The sequence below is a fragment of the Clostridium vincentii genome (assembly GCF_002995745.1).
In the GTDB taxonomy this organism is placed as follows: Bacteria; Bacillota; Clostridia; order Clostridiales; family Clostridiaceae; genus Clostridium; species Clostridium vincentii.
The window spans coordinates 12,647-32,499 of the sequence record NZ_PVXQ01000008.1; the positions used below are offsets into that span (position 1 = coordinate 12,647).

General features: G+C 30.3%; 20 protein-coding genes. 17 read left to right on the forward strand and 3 right to left on the reverse strand.

Annotation, left to right across the window (positions count from 1 at the left end; genetic code table 11):
• The first annotated feature begins 35 nt into the window (after positions 1-35).
• Positions 36-1,331 carry a sensor histidine kinase gene (locus CLVI_RS05190; protein ID WP_106059062.1) on the forward strand — a complete coding sequence of 432 codons (1,296 nt, stop codon included), beginning with the start codon at positions 36-38 and terminating at the stop codon, positions 1,329-1,331.
• A 245-nt stretch (positions 1,332-1,576) separates the two neighbouring features.
• A complete protein-coding gene (locus CLVI_RS05195) occupies positions 1,577-1,762 on the forward strand; it encodes a hypothetical protein (RefSeq protein WP_106059063.1) in 186 nt (61 codons plus the stop codon).
• On the opposite strand, the gene CLVI_RS05200 is transcribed toward CLVI_RS05195, so the two are convergent.
• Positions 1,745-2,290 (reverse strand): hypothetical protein, encoded by a 546-nt coding sequence (locus CLVI_RS05200; protein WP_106059064.1) that lies wholly within the window; start codon positions 2,288-2,290, stop codon positions 1,745-1,747. The genes CLVI_RS05195 and CLVI_RS05200 overlap by 18 nt on opposite strands.
• A 202-nt stretch (positions 2,291-2,492) precedes the next feature.
• Between CLVI_RS05200 and CLVI_RS05205 the strand changes: the two genes are divergently transcribed.
• The 7 genes from CLVI_RS05205 to CLVI_RS18110 all read left to right on the forward strand — a co-directional run bounded on the left by CLVI_RS05205 (position 2,493) and on the right by CLVI_RS18110 (position 8,084).
• Complete coding sequence (locus CLVI_RS05205; protein WP_106059065.1) at positions 2,493-3,059, forward strand: sigma factor-like helix-turn-helix DNA-binding protein; 567 nt, start codon at positions 2,493-2,495, stop codon at positions 3,057-3,059.
• Positions 3,040-3,258, forward strand: coding sequence for a BhlA/UviB family holin-like peptide (locus CLVI_RS05210; protein WP_106059066.1), 219 nt, complete (start codon positions 3,040-3,042; stop codon positions 3,256-3,258). The genes CLVI_RS05205 and CLVI_RS05210 overlap by 20 nt, the downstream gene beginning before the upstream one ends.
• A 149-nt stretch (positions 3,259-3,407) precedes the next feature.
• Positions 3,408-3,635: a FeoA family protein gene (locus CLVI_RS05215; protein ID WP_106059067.1), complete on the forward strand. Its 228-nt coding sequence runs from the start codon at positions 3,408-3,410 to the stop codon at positions 3,633-3,635.
• Between the two features lie 9 nt (positions 3,636-3,644).
• Positions 3,645-5,780, forward strand: coding sequence for a ferrous iron transport protein B (feoB, locus tag CLVI_RS05220; RefSeq protein ID WP_106059068.1), 2,136 nt, complete (start codon positions 3,645-3,647; stop codon positions 5,778-5,780).
• A 107-nt stretch (positions 5,781-5,887) separates the two neighbouring features.
• Positions 5,888-6,664: an SDR family NAD(P)-dependent oxidoreductase gene (locus CLVI_RS05225; protein ID WP_106059069.1), complete on the forward strand. Its 777-nt coding sequence runs from the start codon at positions 5,888-5,890 to the stop codon at positions 6,662-6,664.
• Positions 6,665-6,673: 9 nt separating this feature from the next.
• On the forward strand, positions 6,674-7,492 hold the full coding sequence (locus CLVI_RS05230; RefSeq protein ID WP_106059070.1) for an HAD family hydrolase: 819 nt from the start codon (positions 6,674-6,676) through the stop codon (positions 7,490-7,492).
• 61 nt (positions 7,493-7,553) lie between these two features.
• Positions 7,554-8,084 (forward strand): putative ABC transporter permease, encoded by a 531-nt coding sequence (locus CLVI_RS18110; protein WP_106059071.1) that lies wholly within the window; start codon positions 7,554-7,556, stop codon positions 8,082-8,084.
• A 49-nt stretch (positions 8,085-8,133) separates the two neighbouring features.
• Here CLVI_RS18110 and CLVI_RS05240 read toward each other — a convergent pair whose 3' ends face one another.
• Positions 8,134-8,862 (reverse strand): phosphatase, encoded by a 729-nt coding sequence (locus tag CLVI_RS05240; protein ID WP_106059072.1) that lies wholly within the window; start codon positions 8,860-8,862, stop codon positions 8,134-8,136.
• Positions 8,863-9,262: 400 nt separating this feature from the next.
• On the opposite strand from CLVI_RS05240, the gene carA reads away from it, so the two are divergent.
• The 3 genes from carA (at position 9,263) to CLVI_RS05255 (ending at position 13,966) form a co-directional block, all read left to right on the forward strand.
• On the forward strand, positions 9,263-10,312 hold the full coding sequence (gene carA, locus CLVI_RS05245; protein WP_106059073.1) for a glutamine-hydrolyzing carbamoyl-phosphate synthase small subunit: 1,050 nt from the start codon (positions 9,263-9,265) through the stop codon (positions 10,310-10,312).
• 12 nt (positions 10,313-10,324) lie between these two features.
• Positions 10,325-13,528 (forward strand): carbamoyl-phosphate synthase large subunit, encoded by a 3,204-nt coding sequence (gene carB, locus CLVI_RS05250; protein ID WP_106059074.1) that lies wholly within the window; start codon positions 10,325-10,327, stop codon positions 13,526-13,528.
• Positions 13,529-13,705: 177 nt separating this feature from the next.
• The gene (locus tag CLVI_RS05255) at positions 13,706-13,966 is read left to right on the forward strand and encodes a hypothetical protein (protein WP_106059075.1); all 261 of its coding nucleotides are present in this window, start codon (positions 13,706-13,708) and stop codon (positions 13,964-13,966) included.
• Positions 13,967-13,994: 28 nt separating this feature from the next.
• On the opposite strand, the gene CLVI_RS05260 is transcribed toward CLVI_RS05255, so the two are convergent.
• Positions 13,995-15,101: an HD-GYP domain-containing protein gene (locus CLVI_RS05260; protein ID WP_106059076.1), complete on the reverse strand. Its 1,107-nt coding sequence runs from the start codon at positions 15,099-15,101 to the stop codon at positions 13,995-13,997.
• Between the two features lie 233 nt (positions 15,102-15,334).
• On the opposite strand from CLVI_RS05260, the gene murI reads away from it, so the two are divergent.
• From murI to CLVI_RS05285, 5 genes are all read left to right on the forward strand, one after another.
• Positions 15,335-16,120: a glutamate racemase gene (gene murI, locus CLVI_RS05265; protein WP_106059077.1), complete on the forward strand. Its 786-nt coding sequence runs from the start codon at positions 15,335-15,337 to the stop codon at positions 16,118-16,120.
• A 174-nt stretch (positions 16,121-16,294) separates the two neighbouring features.
• Positions 16,295-16,816 (forward strand): peptidylprolyl isomerase, encoded by a 522-nt coding sequence (locus tag CLVI_RS05270; RefSeq protein WP_106059078.1) that lies wholly within the window; start codon positions 16,295-16,297, stop codon positions 16,814-16,816.
• Positions 16,817-16,829: 13 nt separating this feature from the next.
• Complete coding sequence (locus CLVI_RS05275; protein WP_106059079.1) at positions 16,830-17,195, forward strand: DUF3783 domain-containing protein; 366 nt, start codon at positions 16,830-16,832, stop codon at positions 17,193-17,195.
• Between the two features lie 5 nt (positions 17,196-17,200).
• A complete protein-coding gene (locus tag CLVI_RS05280) occupies positions 17,201-17,887 on the forward strand; it encodes a helix-turn-helix domain-containing protein (RefSeq protein WP_106059145.1) in 687 nt (228 codons plus the stop codon).
• 112 nt (positions 17,888-17,999) lie between these two features.
• Positions 18,000-19,793 (forward strand): S8 family peptidase, encoded by a 1,794-nt coding sequence (locus CLVI_RS05285; protein WP_242980569.1) that lies wholly within the window; start codon positions 18,000-18,002, stop codon positions 19,791-19,793.
• Positions 19,794-19,853: the final 60 nt, after the last annotated feature.

Here is a 19,853-nt window from a genome sequence, read left to right on the forward strand (position 1 = left end):
TTATACTATAATTAAAATAGAAGGGTGGGGAGAGAGTGAATGAATTTTTTTTGTTTCTATTATCAGTAATTCTAATGTTAATTACATTTAGAAATATTAGTCCATATAAATTTAACATTAAAGAATATATTATTATGGGGTTAACTATAGTATTTATTAATAGACTAATATTAATGTTTTATCCTAGACTAGCTTCTATATCGATGTATTTCACACCTATATATTTTCTTTGCAAAAAAAGTAACAAGATAATAAGAAGTTTTATGATTCAAATATTTGTATGTTTAGTAATTGTATTTATAGATAGTTTTACTTCAATCATACTCTTAAATATATTGGGAATAGAGTATTCTTCCTCTACTTTAGGATACTATACTATTTTTGCTAGTATAGCATTACTACTGTATTTCTTCAGTAAATTTATAGGTAAATTACTAATTAAATATAATGGTTTCATATTTGAAAATTGGAAGTCTAAATATATTATTTTAATTAATCTACTGTTAGTACTTACCTTCGGTTCATTTTATATAACTTATAATTGGAATGAATTAACTGACAATAGTTATCTATCACAAGAAAATGGAGTTATTTTTACAATATATGGGTTTGTGATAATGGTTATATGTGGTTCTCTATTTTTTATGTCAAAGAAAGAAGAAAAATTCAAGTATAAGCAACTGCAATTAGATAATCTTGAAGAATATACTGAAAACTTAGAAAAGTTATATATGGATATGCGTAAATTTAGACATGACTATATAAATATAATTTCATCTATGGCAGGATTTATTGAAGAAAGAGATATAGATTCTCTAGAAGATCATTTTAATAAGCACATATATCCTTTAAATAACAAAATGAATAAAAATAATTATAAACTAGATCTATTAAAAAACATAAAATTATCTCAAATTAAAGGGCTAATATCAGGGAAAGTAATTAGGGCTCAAGAATTAGGGGTAGAGACTATAATTGATATAGTAGAACCTATAACAATTATTAAGATGGATATAATAGATATAAGTAGATGCGTAGGAATAATTTTGGATAATGCTATTGAAGCAGCATTAGAAAGTGAAAAGAAAGTAATGGATATTGCATTAATAAATAAAAACAATTCTGTAATCATAGTTGTAGCAAATACCTTTAAAGGAGAGATCCCTTCTTTATCTAAATTATTTAAAGATGGATTCTCTACTAAAGGTGAAAATAGGGGATTAGGATTAAGTAATTGTAAAGATATAATAGGTAGATATAAGAATATTTCATTAGATACAGCTATAACGGATGTACAATTTATTCAAGAAATTACTGTAAGTAATAAATAAGTATTAAAATAAAACTAGATTGGAAATTTAATATTAAAAATCACTTCGTATAAGAAGTGATTCTACGAACTTCGTTTCTTCAAATCGTTTGACGACGATTCGAGTGAACTTAAAGGTATAGAAGTACCAAGAAGCTAAGAATGAACCCAACCAAAGGCTCATAATAAATATACGGGTACAGTCATATAAGTACAAAAATCAGCCGCCTTATGGATAATATTTCCTTGAGGTGGCTTTTTAAGCGTATGCGGTCTGTACCAGGATTAGTAAACGATAATAGCTTAATTGATCAATACATGAATAGAGAGAGTGAACTTCAAGTTGGAGTAATAGGATTTAATTTAATGATTCCAATTCTTGCAGGACTTATTGTATTTTCAATTGTAGGAGTTTTAGGTGCAACAAATAATTTATTAGTTCTGTGTTTTTAAAGAATCCAAATCACTACTATCATTTAATATAATAATTAATTTTTTACCATCCTTAAAACTTATTTCTTTAACGGATTTATCGGGTTTAGTAAATTTATTTATTAACTTAGATAAAATATAAATTAATCCTATAGATAAAAATGATGATAATAAAAAGGTAAGAGTACTATTAGTAAAAGATTCTAGAACTATGAATATCGGAATTAAACCTCCAGTATAAACTACATATCTTAATTTAACTTTTTTCTTATCTTCAAAATCATCAATATTTACAATATCCTCTCTATTATAGATTTTATAAGAAAGAATTAGATTAAATGAATTCATATTACCTATAAAGACTCGTTTATTAGTTATAACAAATGAATACTTAAATGAATAATCGTAAGTCATTATAAAAGAGTGGGGACCTACTGTAAGATCTGGGATTCTCTCGATCATATCATAGTTTTTTGAGACGAAACTTTTTTCAATTATTTCATCCGATTCTAATTTAGAATTCACTTCAGAACTAAAATTTTCAATCATTCTTACCCTCTTTTCAAAGAAATACTTTACAAAATTATACCACTTAGCTTGTTTTCTTACAACGTTTACAGTATTTATTAATTCAAAGTAGATACTACATTACATAAATATTTATCAGAAAATTTTTCTTTTTAGGTTTACAATAAGAACATATGTTTGGTTATTGGTTGTATACTTTACTTTAAAGGGGGAAGTTTTTCTTATGAAGTTGAATGAATTGTTAATATGCTCTGAGGATAGTAATAAAAACTTTGAAGACATCTATCTTAAATTCAAGAAAAAAATAAATTTTTTAGTAATGAGTTTTAATATTGAGTTATATAAAAATGATATTTTATTATTTCTTTGGCAACTTATTAAAAAAACTGATATTTTAAATTTTAAATCTGAACAAGCTTTATATGCTTATATATCAATAGCTTTGAAAAATCACTGTATAAGTATTTATCATAATCAATCTAAAAACAGTAAAATTTGTTATAATTCAATACTTACAAATATTGAGATGGATAAAAATTGTTCTTATAACTATATAGATAATTCTATATTTGTTTTTAGTGATTTGATTTCTAGCTTATCAGCTTATCAGAAAAAAATAATAACTATGAGATATAAAGACTGCTTATCTGATTTTGAAATAGCTACTTATCTAAATATCTCAAGACAAGCTGTTTTTAAAAATAGAAAGGCTGCTTTAAATAAGTTGCAGGAAACATATAAATATTTTCTTGATAATGGAGGTGATTTACATGAGTACGCAAATTATTGAACTAATTTCTTCTCAGGGGATATGGGCTTTATTAAGTTTTATTCTTATTTCTTATATTCTAAAAGCTCAAGAGAAAAGAGATTTGAAACAAGGCGAAAGAGAAGATAAATACCAAACTATAATTTCACATTTAACTATGGAATTTGAATTAATCAACTTATCTGTAACTGAGATAAGAAATAAATTAAAAAAAAGATAAGTCTCCATTTATAAAAGTTACACTTTCACTTAATTTATTCACAACAAACTATCATTAGCATAAATTATTAATAAGTATGAATAGGAAAAAAACTTAAGAACTATGATAAATACATGATTTACAGGGATATAACAAGGAGGAAACTTTATATGAATTTAGGGGATGCAAAAGTATTATCAACTGTTAAGGTTGTTAATATAAATGCACAGGGTGAACTTAGAAGGAGATTTTTTGATTTAGGAATAATAGATGGGACTCAGATAGAAGTATTATTTAGAAGCCCTTTTGGAGATCCAACAGCTTATATGATAAGAGGAGCTGTAATCGCAATAAGGAAAGAAGATGGGGCGAAAATTGAAGTAGCAAGTGGTAACTAGGAGGGGGTAATGGGCTTAAATAAAAACTCAACAGGTAGAAATATTTTAGCTTCAGATAAGGGGGTGAGTGGCAAGAAAGTAGAGTATGAAATCGCCTTAGCCGGAAATCCTAACGTGGGAAAAAGTACTGTATTTAATGCGCTTACTGGGCTTAATCAACATACAGGAAATTGGCCAGGAAAGACAGTAGGTAGTGCACAAGGGTATTATGAATACCAGGGTTCTAAAATAAAGGTTGTTGATTTACCAGGAACCTACTCTTTATTATCTAATTCAGAAGAAGAGGAAATAGCTAGAGACTATATATGCTTTAATAATCCTGATTTGGTTGTAGTTATAGCGGATGCTACAAATTTAGAAAGAAATCTAAATCTGTTTTTTCAAATAGCAGAAATTACAGAGAAGGTAATTCTTTGTGTAAATTTAATAGATGAGGCTAAGAAAAAAGATATTGTAATTGAATATAATGAAATTATACAACAAATCGGACATTGTGTAGTATTAGCAACTGCAAGAGATAATATAGGAATTGAAGAATTGAAGGCTAAAGTGGATAGAGAAATAAAGGGCAAGAGAAGTTGCCTTAGCCATATTAAATATGATTTAGATATAGAAGAAGGAATTTATGCAATAAAAGATATTTTAAGGGCTGAATTATCCATAGATGATGCGAAACTTACATGGATAGCATTAAGATTTGTAGAGGGAAATAAAAATATAGTTAATAGAATAAAAGAAAAATTATCTATACGTAATGAAATTATGCAAAAAGTAGAGGAGATTCAAGTTCAGATTAGCTCTAGAGAAAGGGAGAAGCCTGTAGAGGATGCAATTACTGAAACTTTAGTTAACACGGCTGAGGATATAGCTAGCAAAGTGGTAAAGAAAGGTAGCAAAGAAAGTAAAAAAAACGATTTAAATACAAAGATAGATAAGATTTTAGTATCAAAGATAACAGGAATACCAATAATGATACTCTCCTTATTATTTATATTATGGGTGACTATTACTTTAGCCAATTATCCGTCTCAATTATTAACAATTATTTTTAAAAGCATAGAAGAGTGGCTTAGGGTAGCATTTAGTTTAACTTCTATGCCAACTTGGGTTAATGGAATATTATTGGATGGATTATATGTTACTGTAGCCTGGGTAATCGCAGTAATGCTACCCCCTATGGCAATATTTTTTCCAATGTTTACTTTACTTGAAGATTTAGGGTATCTACCAAGGATAGCCTTTAATTTAGATAACTGCTTTAAAAAAAGCTGCTCCTGTGGTAAGCAAGCTTTAACTATGTGCATGGGGTTAGGCTGCAATGCAGCGGGAGTTGTTGGATGTAGAATAATTAATTCGCCAAGAGAAAAACTTATAGCTATAATAACAAATGTGTTTATGCCCTGTAATGGGAGATTTCCGACTCTTATTGCTGTAGCGAGTATATTTATAGGTGGAAGTGTGCTTGGGGGAGCAAAGGGAGGATTAATATCAGCTTTAGCTGTAACCTGTATTATAATTTTAGGAGTATTTATGACCTTACTAACATCAAGAATATTGTCAAAGACAATATTAAAGGGAGTACAATCTGGATTTATTTTAGAATTGCCACCATATAGAAAACCTCAAATACGAAAGGTATTAGTAAGATCTATATTCGATAGAACATTGTTTGTTCTAGGGCGAGCCATTTCAGTGGCAGCACCAGCGGGTATTGTTATATGGATATTTGCAAACGTACAAGTAACAGGAGGCACCTTACTAAGCGTATGTGCAGAGTTTCTAACACCTTTTGCAGGGACTATTGGCTTAGATGGATATATATTAATGGCATTTATTTTGGGATTTCCTGCTAATGAGATTGTTTTACCTATTATTATAATGAGCTATTTAAGAGCAGGTACAATTGTAGGAATGGACAGTTTGGCTGATTTAAAAGAACTATTGATCTCAAATGGATGGACATTACTGACAGCAATCAATATGATGATTTTATGCTTAATGCACTATCCATGCGGAACTACATTATGGACTATTAAAAAGGAAACTGGAAGTTTTAAATGGACTGCTATAGCATTTATAATTCCAACTATTGCTGGAATAGGAATGTGTTTTATAATAACTCAGATCTGGAGAATAGTTTTTTAATTAATTAATAAAATGAGCAGTATAGAGATTATTTATTCTGCTTATTCTATTTATAATAAAGTTACTTTGTTATAATTAAGATATTATAATAAAAGAGGATTGATATTATGGACAATAAATATACCCTAATTACAGGGGGAACTGAAGGTATTGGACTTGAAATAGCCAAACTATTTGCAAAGGATAAACATAATTTGTTTATTGTAGCAAGGAATAGGGATAAGCTAGAAGCAGCTAGGAATTTTTTAGAAAGAGAATATAAAATAATAGTCTTTATTTTAGATATAGATTTAACTGTGGATAACTCCTGTGAAAAGATATATGAATTTGTGGATAAAAATAATTTGATTGTGGATAATTTAATTAATAATGCTGGAATTGGGTCCTTTGGACTTTTTAATGAAGAGAAAGAGGGCTTTGAAGAGAAAATTATAAAAATAAATATAATATCATTAACCAAGTTAACCAAGCATTTTATAAAAGATATGATAAGAAGAGGTGAGGGTGGAATTCTTAATGTTGCTTCTACTGCAGCTTTTGTGTCAGGGCCAAAAATGGCTATGTATTATTCTACTAAAGCTTATGTATTATCTTTAACTGAGTCTCTTCATGAAGAGGTCAAGGCTCTAGGCGTAAGGATAAGCTGTCTTTGTCCAGGTCCAGTTAAGACTAGTTTTCAAGAAAAGGCTGGAGTGAAAAAGTCTGAAAAGATGAAAAAGCTAATGATGTCACCAGAGGATGTAGCAAAGGCGGCCTATAAAGGCTTTAAGCATGGAAAGTGTATTGTAATTCCAGGATCCAAAAATAAGATATTAGTTTTAGGAAATAAGATTTTGCCAAGAGCTCTGGGAAGAAAGTTAGTAGCAATGAGCAACAAGGGATAGGGGGATACAATGGGAAATATTTTTGAAGGATATCTATTGGTATCAGATATGGATGGGACATTATTAAATAGTGAAAAAAGAATTTCAAAGAAAAACTTAAAGGCAATAGAGTATTTTGTTAATAAGGGAGGAAAATTTACAGTAGCCACAGGAAGAATGGTTCAATCTGTAGAATTGTTTATAGATCAACTAAAAATAGAATTACCTACAATATTGCATAATGGTGCAAAGATATATGATTATAAAAATAATAAGATAATTTCACAATATACTATAGAAGAAGATAGGAAAGAGGCTTTTCGAAGAATAAAAGAGGACAAGCCTAATCTAGGAATCGAAATTTTTGCAGACGAAGTAGTTTATATATATAGAAACTGTGAGTTAACCAAGAGATATGAAAAACATAATTTTAATGTAGTATATAATATGCCAGAGGAAATTTGGGACAAAGAATGGCTAAAGGTATTACTAATTGGAGATAAAGAGGAATTAGATGAATTAGAAAAAGAATATAAAGAGATATATGATACTGGAACTGTATTTAGAAGTGGATCTAATTATCTTGATGTAGTTTCTAATAATGTGTCAAAGGGTAAAGCTTTGAAAGAGTTGATAAAAATATATGATATAGATCCTAAAAAAGTTATAGCTGTCGGAGATAATATGAATGATATTGAAATGCTAGAGAGAGCTAGATATGGATTTTACATAAAAAATGGAGAAAAAAGAGCCTTAAAAAATGCTAAACATATAGCTCCTTCAAATGATGATAATCCCATGGATTATGTAGTTAAATGGATTGAAAATAATGTAATAAATAAAAATTAAATATTGAATTTTTTGAGCCAATTTTACTAATACTAATTTTAAATTAGAAAGGAGTTTTAGTATGAATTGGCTTGTATATTTAATCTTCAATTTTATTTTATATTCTTTTTTAGGATGGTGTTTAGAAGAGGGGTATTCATATTTTAAAACAGGACAGTTCAAGAAAGAGGGGTTTTTAATAGGAGTGTTTAAGCCTATGTATGGGGTTACTATAAGTGTTTTAATTTATACTTATTCTGTGCTTAAGGTTGAGGGATTATTATTGATTTTTTGTTTTATTGTAGTTCCAACTACAGTGGAGTATATAAGTGGATATATATTAAAAAGGTTATTTTATAAAGAGTATTGGAATTATAAAGGGATTAAATCTAATTTTCAAGGAATTATATGTTTAAAGTTTTCTTTGTATTGGAGCATCCTTACGTGCTTTGTTATTATTGTAATGCAACCAGTGGTAGAGACAATATATATAAAATTCGTGAATTTTATATATTTTCTAACACCAATATTTATTATATATATAGTGATAGATTTTCTTATAACATTAAAGTTGTTGAGTTATAAAAGGACTATGTATATAAATAAATTGTAAAATATTAGCTCCTCAAAAGATAAAAATCTTATTTGAGGAGCTAATGTTTTTAGAGGTCTAAAAGTCTTCCCTTGCTTTTTAGATGAGGGATTAATTTTTCTGGGTCATTCATAATTAAGTCTTCAGGGAAATTAATAGACTTAAGCATTTCTATAGAACTATCAAAGTTACCAATAGCAAAGCATATATGAGCATCAGAAGTTAAGATTATTTTAGTGCCATATTTCATGCAAAGCTTAGCAATTTTAGTACAGGTAATAGCACTACCGTTTCTAGAAACTCCCAACATAGAGGAATTATTTATTTCTATCATAATATTTTTCTCTTTAGCCTTTTTAACTAAGGCTTCATAATCAAACTCATAGCTAGGATTACCTAAATGTCCTAATATTTCAACTTCTTTATTATTATCTACAGCATTTAGGATAGCTTTTGTATTTTCCTCTAAGGATTTAGAAGGAAATAGAGGTTCATGTAGGGATGCTATCATATAATCTATAGATTTTCTTTCATCTTTAGGTATATCAATAGTTCCAGCTACATCTAGAACATTAACTTCACAACCTCTTAAAATAGTAACTCCATTAATTTCACGAGGAATAACTCGTAAATTCCCAAAATACCATATATGTGGAGCATTAGGCATAGCAGGCCCATGATCTGAAGTCCCAAGAACCTTAAGTCCTTTTTTAGCACAAAAGTCTACATTTTCTAAAAGTGTTGAATAAGCGTGGCCACTTACAATTGTATGTGTGTGTAAATCTGATGAATAATTCATGAAAGCCTCCTTTAAAAAATTTTTTTCTCTATACTTAGTATAATCCACCTATGTTAAATAATCCAATAATCATTCAATGGATTTTATTTCATATAAAATTTTAATGTTTTATCTTGACAGTAAATAATCAATAAACTATTATAATAGGTAGGTAAAATTATTAATAAAGTAAAGATACACTTTAACTTGGTCCCGTGAGGCCAGAAGGAGTCTGCAACTATGGAGAATTTTAAAGCTAATAGCATAGCTTTGTCTATGAAGAAATTTAAAAACAAGAATTATAATAGGGTAATGAGGAGACCAGTCTTTCTGTCGTCTTTTTAGTATCCTTTTTTTTATAATCATTTAGTAGATTTTAAAGTGTATTTTGTTTAAATATAAATATTGAGGAGGGCTAAACATGAAAGCAAAACTTATTTTAGAGAATGGAATGGTTTTTGAAGGTACAGCCTTTGGATACCTAAAAGATAGCGTTGGGGAAGTTGTATTTACAACAGGTATGACTGGATATCAAGAAGTCCTAACAGATCCATCCTATTACGGACAAATAGTAACTATGACATATCCTTTAATAGGAAACTACGGAATAAACCTTGAGGATGTAGAATCAGATGGTCCAAAGGTAAGTGGATTTATAGTAAGGGAAAAATGTAATTTACCAAATAATTTCAGATGCGAATTAGAGCTAGATGATTACTTAAAGCAAAATAAGATAATTGGTCTTGAAGGTATAGATACTAGAGCACTTACAAAAGTACTAAGAAATAAAGGTACAATGAGGGGTATTATAGATATAGACGAGATGGATGAAGAAGATATTAAGGATAAAATAGAAGGATTTACAAATGTAGACGCAGTTAAAAATGTTACAACTAAGAATGTACATATAATAGAAGGAACAGGAAAGCATGTCGCTGTACTAGATTTTGGAATAAAAAATAATATTATAAGATGTTTAAAAAAGAGAAATTGTAAATTAACAATATTTCCTGCAGATGCAACCGTTGAGGAAGTATTAGCAATTAATCCTGATTTAGTATTCTTATCAAATGGTCCTGGAGACCCTGAAGATATACCTAATGTAATAGAAAATATTAAGAAAATTGCAGTGAAAAAACCTTTAGTTGGTATATGTTTAGGGCATCAACTTTTAGCATTGGCATTAGGAGGTACAACTACAAAGTTAAAGTTTGGACATAGAGGTTGTAATCATCCGGTTAAGGATTTGCATACAAATAAGGTTACAATAACATCTCAAAACCATGGTTATGTGGTAGAAACAGTACCTCAGGATGTAGAGGTAACTCATATTAATATAAATGATGGAACTATAGAAGGATTAAAGCATAAGACTTTACCTATATTCTCAGTTCAATTCCATCCAGAAGCATCTTCTGGACCACAGGACAGCGAATATATTTTTGACAAATTCATGGAATATTCATTATAGGAGGGTTAAGATATGCCATTAAATAAAGATATTAAAAAGGTTTTAGTTATAGGATCAGGTCCTATTATAATAGGGCAAGCAGCAGAGTTTGATTACTCAGGGACTCAAGCTTGTCAAGCACTTAGGGAAGAGGGTATAGAAGTAGTACTCGTAAACTCTAACCCAGCAACAATAATGACAGATAAAGAAGTGGCAGATAAAGTTTATTTAGAGCCACTAACAGTGGAATTCGTTGAGAAGGTAATAGCTAAGGAAAAACCAGATAGCTTGCTTGCTGGAATGGGAGGTCAAACAGGACTTAATCTTGCTGTAGAATTGCATGATGCTGGAATATTAGATAAGTATAATGTAAAAGTAATAGGTACTTCAATTGCTTCAATTAAAGAAGGTGAAGACAGAGAATTATTCAGAAATATGATGCACAGAATAAAAGAACCTGTAATCAATTCTGAAATAGTTACCCAAATGCAACCAGGTTTAGATTTTGCTGAGAAGATTGGTTACCCAGTAATAGTTAGACCTGCATATACACTAGGAGGAACTGGCGGAGGAATTGCTGAGACTAAAGAAGAATTAGAAGAAATATTAGAATCAGGATTACAATTAAGCACAATAGGTCAAGTTCTTCTTGAAAAATCAGTTAAGGGTTGGAAAGAAATAGAATATGAAGTAATGAGAGATTCTTATGGTAACTGTATAACTGTATGTAATATGGAAAATATTGATCCAGTTGGAATACATACAGGAGATAGCATAGTTGTAGCACCTTCTCAAACTTTATCAGATAAGGAATACCAAATGCTAAGAACTTCATCAATACATATTATAAATTCAGTAAAAATAGAGGGTGGATGTAATGTACAGTTTGCTTTAAATCCAAATTCCTTTGAATATGCAGTAATTGAAATAAATCCAAGAGTCTCTAGGAGTTCAGCTTTAGCATCAAAGGCAACAGGATATCCAATAGCAAAATTAGCTGCAAAGATATCATTAGGATATGGTTTAGATGAAATAAAAAATGCAGTAACACAAAAGACGTATGCATGTTTTGAACCTTCTTTAGATTATGTTGTATGTAAAATACCTAAGTGGCCATTTGATAAGTTCTTTGGAGCAAATAGAGCACTAGGAACAAAGATGATGGCAACTGGTGAGATAATGGCTATAGGGTCTAATTTTGAGCAAGCACTTCTTAAGGGAATAAGAAGTTTGGAAATAGGAAAATATTCTCTAGAACATAAAAAGTTTGAATCATTAAGCATGACAGAATTGAAGAAAAGAGTAGTCACTCCTGATGATGAAAGACTTTTTGCTCTAGCCGAAATGTTAAGAAGAAATTATAGAGTAGATAAAATTTCTAAGATTACAGGAATAGATATATTCTTCATAGAAAAGATTAGATGGATTGTAGATGAGGAAGAAAAATTAAAGTTAAGTAAAATTGGAGATTTAGATAAAGAATGGCTACATAAGCTTAAGAAAAAAGGCTTTTCAGATAAAGCTTTAGCTGATATGCTAAAGGTTTGTCCAGAGGATATATATAGATTAAGAGATATATGGAACATAAAACCTTCGTATAAAATGGTTGATACATGCGCAGGAGAATTCGAAGCATTATCACCATATTACTACTCAACCTATGATCAATACGATGAAGTAGAAGTTTCGGATAAAAAGAAGGTTATAGTTTTAGGTTCGGGTCCAATAAGAATTGGTCAAGGAATAGAATTTGATTATGCATCAGTACATTGTGTATTAGCATTAAAGAAGTTAGGAATTGAAACTATTATTATTAATAATAATCCTGAAACTGTAAGTACAGATTTTAATATATCGGATAAGCTATATTTTGAGCCGTTAACAGAGGAAGACGTATTAAATATAATAGAAAAAGAGAAGCCAGATGGAGTTATACTTCAATTTGGCGGACAAACAGCAATTAAGCTTGCGAATTTCTTAAAAGAAAAGAATATACTAACATTAGGAACAACAGCAGATCAAATTGATTTAGCTGAAAATAGAGAAAAATTCGATGCTTTACTTGAAGAACTTGATATAGCAAGACCTAAAGGAAAGGGCGTTTGGTCTGTAGCGGAGGGTTTACAAGAAGCTGGAAGATTACAGTTTCCAGTGCTTGTTAGACCTTCCTATGTAATTGGTGGTCAAGGAATGGAAATAACTCATGATGCGGATGAATTAACTTACTACTTAAAAAATGCTTTTGATAAGGACTCTAAGAATCCAATCCTTATAGACAAGTATTTAATGGGTAGAGAAATAGAAGTAGATGCAATTTCTGATGGAGAAAACATATTAATTCCAGGAATAATGGAACACTTAGAGAGGGCAGGAGTCCATTCTGGTGATAGTGTAACTATGTATCCAAGTCAAAATATAAGTGATGAGATAAAAGCAAAGGTACTACAATACACCAGAAAATTGGCTATAGCAATAGGTATAAAGGGAATGATTAACATTCAATTTATAGAATTTGAAGGACAACTTTACGTAATTGAGGTTAACCCAAGAGCATCAAGAACAGTGCCATATATAAGCAAGGTAAGTAAGGTCCCAATAGTAGAGTTGGCTACAAAGGTAATGTTAGGTGCAAAAATAACAGACCTAGGATATGGTGTTGATGTGTATAAAGAACCAAAATTAGTGTCAGTAAAGGTACCTGTATTCTCAACACAAAAGTTACCAAATGTAGAAGTCTCTCTAGGGCCAGAAATGAGATCAACAGGAGAAGTGCTAGGAGTAGGTAGGAATGTTAAGGAAGCTTTATATAAGGGTTTTGTAGCGGCGGGAATGATGCCTGGAAAGGGAGATATCTTAGCTACAATTGATAAGCATAATAAAGAAGAATTTTTACCAATGGCAATTGCACTTTCAAAGTTAGGATATAAATTTGTAGCTACTGAAGGTACATGTGAATTTCTTCTTGAAGCAGGAGTAGAAGCTAGAATGGTAAGAAGACTTGGAGAAGAAAGGCCTAATATATTAGATGTAATAAAGAATCAAGAGGTTGATTTAGTAGTTAATACTCCAACTAAAGCTAATAACTCAAAGAGAGATGGCTTCTTAATAAGAAGAGCGGCTGTTGAAAGGAATATTGGAATTATTACATCTTTAGATACTTTAAGAGCTATAGTGGATGTAAAAGCTGCCGGGCTAGAAAGTGAGAAAGATTTAGAAGTATTTAATATAGCAGAATAATTACACCGAAGGCGCGTAGGGACAGAAATAGGTAGTAAGAATAAAATTGAACTTATAATATAGATAATGTAAAAATAATCTATTATTATAGGTTCTTTTTTTATAATGTATTGACATGAGAACATAGGTTTGTATATAATGAGCCTATAGAACAAATGTTTGCATGGAGGCTAAAATATGAAAAACAATGATGTATTTGTAAAATTAAATTTAAAGAATATTGGAGAAGTGAGAAGTCTTATTGTAGATAAGGGTGGCTCAGAGGAATGTAATAATGGAAGGTACATGATCTGTGCTGGTAAGTATGACAAAACTGGTTGGACTATAGTTTTTAAGGCGAAAAATTATAAAGAAGCAGAATACATAATTGAAAATACCCCTTTTAATAAAAGGACATATTCCCCAGAAATAATGATAAAAGAAAAAATAGTATGTTAATAAAAAAAGAGTGAATAAATCACTCTTTTTATAGATTATACTCAATATTTGATATAACTAAAGAAAGTTCCTTAACTAAGCTAACACAATTACCCTCAGATTCATGATTTAAACTTTTAACTATTTTAATTGTAGGGCGTAGTGGGTAGCTTATAGGCGTTTCTTGAACAATTCCTATATCTCCATTACTAAGTCTTACAATAGTTCCAAATGGAAATGGAACTATCAATTTAGTAAAGATAGTAACCATTTTATAATCAAACATAGTACCAACATTAGCCATAATATATTCTAATGCATCACTAGCACACATTGCTCGTCTGTAAGAACGATCAGAGGTTAGTGCATCATAGACATCTGCTATAGAAACAATTTTTGAAAGATAATTAATTTTATCTTCCTTAAGGGCCTCCGGATATCCACAACCATCAATTCTTTCATGGTGTTGGAGAGTTATAATTTTACACACACTATTTAATTGATAATATTTACTTAAATAGTCATATCCTTTCTTAGGATGCTTCTTCATCAAGGCATATTCATTAGAGGTAAGAGGTCCATTTTTATTTGTAATTTCTTTTGGGACGAAAACCTTACCAACATCATGAACTAAAGCTCCAACACATAAATTTAGTAAATCTCGTTTATGTAACCTAAGGCCTATCCCCATTATTAATGAAAGAATTGCAACATTAACGCAATGTTGATAAGTATAGTTATCCATACTTTTAATATCTACTAAATTTACTAATATATTTTTATTGCTAAGAATATTTTCTAAAAGTTCTTCAGAAACTGAAGCTATCGCGTCAAAATATTTTGAATCTTGTTTTGTTACTTTAATGTTAGTAACAGCCGTGTTATTTATACTATTAAAACGATTAATATTAGCAAAAGTAGCTTTAAGTATTGATATAGTTTTTTGCCTAAGCTCGGGTTTTATAATATCGTCAACTTCACCATCGCTATATTCATCAAGTATGTATAAGGAGAGTATTTGAAGCTCTTTTATTTTGTTTAAAATTGTATCAGTTAGTTCTGCGCCTGTTTTTAATAATACCCTACCGCTATTATCATAAATGGTTTTACCTAAAAAAGAACCATCACGAATACATTCTATAGGAATAATTCTCATAAATAACACCTCATATTGTCGATAAGTAAAGTATAATTCAAAATTCGAAAAAATTCCATATATTAATAAAAAAATGTTGATACATATCGAAAAAAATGCCTAACTTAAGAGTTAGGGCATGTAAAAGTATACTATTGTAAGTAAGTCGGAGTAACTTACTTATTAAATATAGATTTCTTTAATAGAAAGGACTAAAATAGTTATAGATAAAGAAGAAATTGGAGTGATATACAGTGGATAGAAAAAATAGGCCCATAGGCTTTTTCGATTCAGGTGTAGGTGGTCTTAGTGTATTAAAAGAAGCTATGAAACTTATGCCAAAGGAACATTATATATATTTCGGAGACTCAAAAAATGCACCCTATGGAGTTAGAGAAGTCGAGGATGTAAGAAATTTAACATATAAAGCAGTAGAATTTCTAATGAAAAAAGGAACAAAGGCCATAGTAATTGCATGCAATACAGCGACTAGTGCAGCTGTTGCTGCGTTAAGAATAACCTACCCCGGAATACCTATAGTTGGAATAGAACCGGCTGTAAAGCCAGCTGTAAACTTAAAAAAGCAGGGGCCAATAATAATAATGGCTACCCCAGTCACCCTAAGGGAGAAAAAATTTAATAATCTAATGGAGAAATATAGAAATCAGGCAGAGATAATTCCAATGCCCTGTCCTGGCTTAATGGACTTTATTGAAAGTGGGAAGATAAAGGGTAAGGAAGTGGAAGAATATATTAGACATAAATATGAAGATTTTAATGGAAATAAAATAGGTGCAATAGTGTTAGGTTGTACCCATTATCCATTTATTAAGCCAGTTATAGAAGATATTTTAGGCCGAGATATACCTATAATAGATGGAGGGTTAGGAACTTCAATAGAATTAATGAGAAGATTAGAGATAAAAGGTTTAATTAATGATTCAGTAATGGAAGGAAATGTAGAAATATATAATTCTTTAAAAGAAGAGAATATATTAAAAATAAGTAAAAAGTTATTATATGGTAATGACTGTAGATAAAATCAATTAAATATAATTTGAAGTAATATAAAAGCAGTATTCTGCTATGGATTAATATAGTGGAATATTTTTCATTTATAAAACACAATAAATAAGATATAATGGAAAGAATGAATGTATAACAAGAAATATGATAACAATAGTTATTATAACAATTGAAGGGAGAAATATAATATGAAAAATCCAATAGTTACTATTAATGTAGAAAATAGAGGGGTTATTAAGGCAGAGCTTTATCCAGAAATAGCGCCAAATACAGTAAATAACTTTATAGATTTAATAAATAAAGGATTTTATGATGGATTGATTTTCCATAGAGTAATTCCAGGTTTCATGATTCAAGGGGGATGCCCAGAAGGATCAGGAATGGGAAATCCAGGATATAGCATAAAGGGAGAATTTTCTCGTAATGGATTTAAAAATGAATTGAAACACAAAAAGGGAGTATTATCGATGGCTAGAGCTATGGATCCAAATTCAGCAGGAAGTCAATTCTTCCTAATGGTTAATGATTCTCCTCATTTAGATGATCAATATGCTTCTTTTGGAAAAGTTATTGAAGGAATAGAAATAGCTGATGAAATAGTAAATACTAAAAGGAATCGTGATGATAGACCTGCTGAAGATCAACTAATAAAGAGTATGACAGTAGAGACTTTTGGAGAAACTTACAAACAACCAGAAATAATAGAGTAATAGGGGTGAAGGTATGCTAGATAATAAGAAGTGCATTTTAGTTTATATACTTACAAATGAAGAGCTAGAAGGTCTTAAAAAAGCAAACCTAGAAGTGATTGTAATAACAGATGATATGGCAGATATGAAACTTGACGATATAATAGGTGGTTTAAAAATATTGAATTATAATGATAGATTGCCAGAACAAAAACTTATGCTTTTTAACAATTTTGATGAAAAACTTTTAATGAAGAGCATAAAAGAAGTTAGGGCTGTGGTTACTGGAGGAATATTGGCAACAGTGACACCAACATCAATTGGATGGACCTTTGAGTATCTTTTGAATCATTTAATAGAGGAAAGGGAATGGATAGCCACAAATCAGAAAGGAAGATAAGGATTTTGAGTAGAGTAGGGGAAAAGATTAAAGAAGAAAGAGAAAAAGCAGGGATCTCCCAAAAAGCGTTAGGAAAAAAGCTAGGAGTATCTGATAAGTATGTTAATGAGGTTGAAACCGGAAGGAAAGTTCCTCAGGAAAACTTCATTGATAGAGTCGCTAAACTTTTAAAAGTAGACTTAAATGATATAAGTATGATTGCAACAGATGAAGGTTTAATGGAAGAAAGAAAACAAGACAAATATGTCGAAAAAGAACAAAAGAATCAACCTAGAATTTTAGGAAAGGCATCAGATGTGTGGACAGATGCATTTTCTTCAGTTTTGAAAAAGGTTAATATTTATGAATATAGCTTAGAAAAAGTGCTAGGGGAAAGAGAACTTCCTATTTACTCTAATAAAGTAGAAGGATATCCTGCAGATAAAGTTTTATATATAAAAATATCTGACAACGATATGTCTGGATTTAGAATAATGAAGGGTGATATAGCTTTTGCACATTTAGTTAAGGATGTAAATAATGGAATTTTTCTTGTAGAGGAAAAAGAGAAGAGAGTTATTAGACAAATAAAACTTATAGGAAATTCTAGAGCCCTTCTTATTAATAATGAAGGAACAGTTGTAACTGAGACTGTAGAATTGAATAATATTAATGTTATTGCTAAGCTAGAAAGATTAGAAATAGCGTTATAGAAATAAGACAGGTGCTATATATGTAGGAACATATAGCACCTGTTTTTTCATATAATATTAGTATTAATCTCTAGGGGTGATAAATATAGAGAATCTTAATATTAAAACAAATTTGTTTAAAAACATACCTAAACAACTCTTCGGAAAATTAAATTTTGCTGCAAATGTAGATCCAGATACACAAGGAAATATAGAAGTAGTTATTCTCTATGGAGATGAGTTTCAAGCAGTAAATGATTATGTTAATAAAATAGGAGCAAAGCTTGAAAATTTAGGATATGGATTTGGAATAGTAACAATAAATGTTAATAATATAGTAGAGCTTGCTAGAAGTCCTAATATACAGTATATAGAGCTACCTAAGAGCTTATACTTAACAGATGTGAGAAGTAATGGAGCTGCTTGCGTACCGAGAGTACAAAGTGAGTATGGATTATTAGGAGATGGAACTGTAATTGGATTTATTGATTCAGGAATAGATTATACTCATCCAGCTTTTAGAAATGAGGATGGAAGTACTAGGATAGATTATATATATGATCTTAGTTTAAGCGGAGCCATATATAATAGGGAATTAATAAACCAAGCTTTAAATAGTCCGGATCCATCAACTGTTGTACCTTCCTATGATTTGCAAGAACATGGAACCCATGTTGCTGGTATAGCCTGTGCAGGTGGAACTATAGCTCCTCAATACTATGGAGTAGCTCCAAAAAGTTCAATAATAATGGTTAAATGCACAAGAGGAAATTTTGCCTTAAGCACTCAGATTATGAGAGGTATGAAATTTTTAGTAGATAAAGGTAAAGAATTAAATAAACCTTTAGCTGTTAATATTAGCTTAAGCACTAATGATGGGGCACATAATGGGAGTAGTCTTTTAGAGCAATATATAAATACTGTAGCAACACTAGAAAGAATAACAATTGTAATTGCAGCTGGGAATGAAGGCGATGCAGGCCATCATATTGGTGGAACTTTATTGCAGGAGAAAACTATTAGTTTTAATGTTGCAGATGATGAAACTGCTGTAATAATCAATTTATATAAATCAGTTTTGCCTAAGGTAAGTATAGAGCTAATAACTCCAATGGGAAAGTCTACTGGGGCTTTAATTGTTGAAGAGGGATATGAAGATGGGGTAATATCGCAAAATAGATATGAAATTTATAATACTGGTCCAAAGCCTTTTGATATTAATGGTGAGATAGGAATATCTTTAGTTAGTGGTGGAAATTATATTGTTTCAGGACAATGGACAATTAAACTTAAGGTAATTAATGAGTTTCAAGGACTTTTTGATATGTGGTTGCCTATAGTTGAAGGGCTAAATCAAAGGACTAGATTTCTTCAACCAACATCTAATAATACCTTGGGTATTCCCGCAACAGCAAAGTCAATAATATCGGTGGGGAGCTATAACTATATAACTCAGACTGTATCTTCCTTTAGTGGACGTGGGAAAATTACATTATATGAAGAATTTAAGCCAAGTGTGGTAGCTCCGGGGGAGGGAATAGTATCAACTATACCTAATGAGTCATTTGATACAAAATCGGGAACATCTATGGCTACTCCACATGTGACAGGCATTGCTGCACTTATGATGGAGTGGGGAATAAGTAAGGGAAATGATCCTTTTTTATATGGTGACAGATTGAAATATTATTTAATTGTAGGGGCAGTAAAGAATAGGTCCAATAGCATCTATCCCGATATTAGTTGGGGGTATGGTGAAGTTTGTGCTTATAATAGTTTAAGAGAAATAATTGAGGTTTTAAATATTATTAATGTGGTAGCCCCCAGCTTAAGAGGTAGAGAGCTATTAAGAGAGCCTTTAGAAAATAAGTTAGGAGATGTAGAGGAATATAAGATAGGCGCTTTATTTATAAGAAAACCATTATAAGGTTATTCACAAAAAAGTATATGGTAGCATAAATTATAATTAATCAATATATTAGGAGTA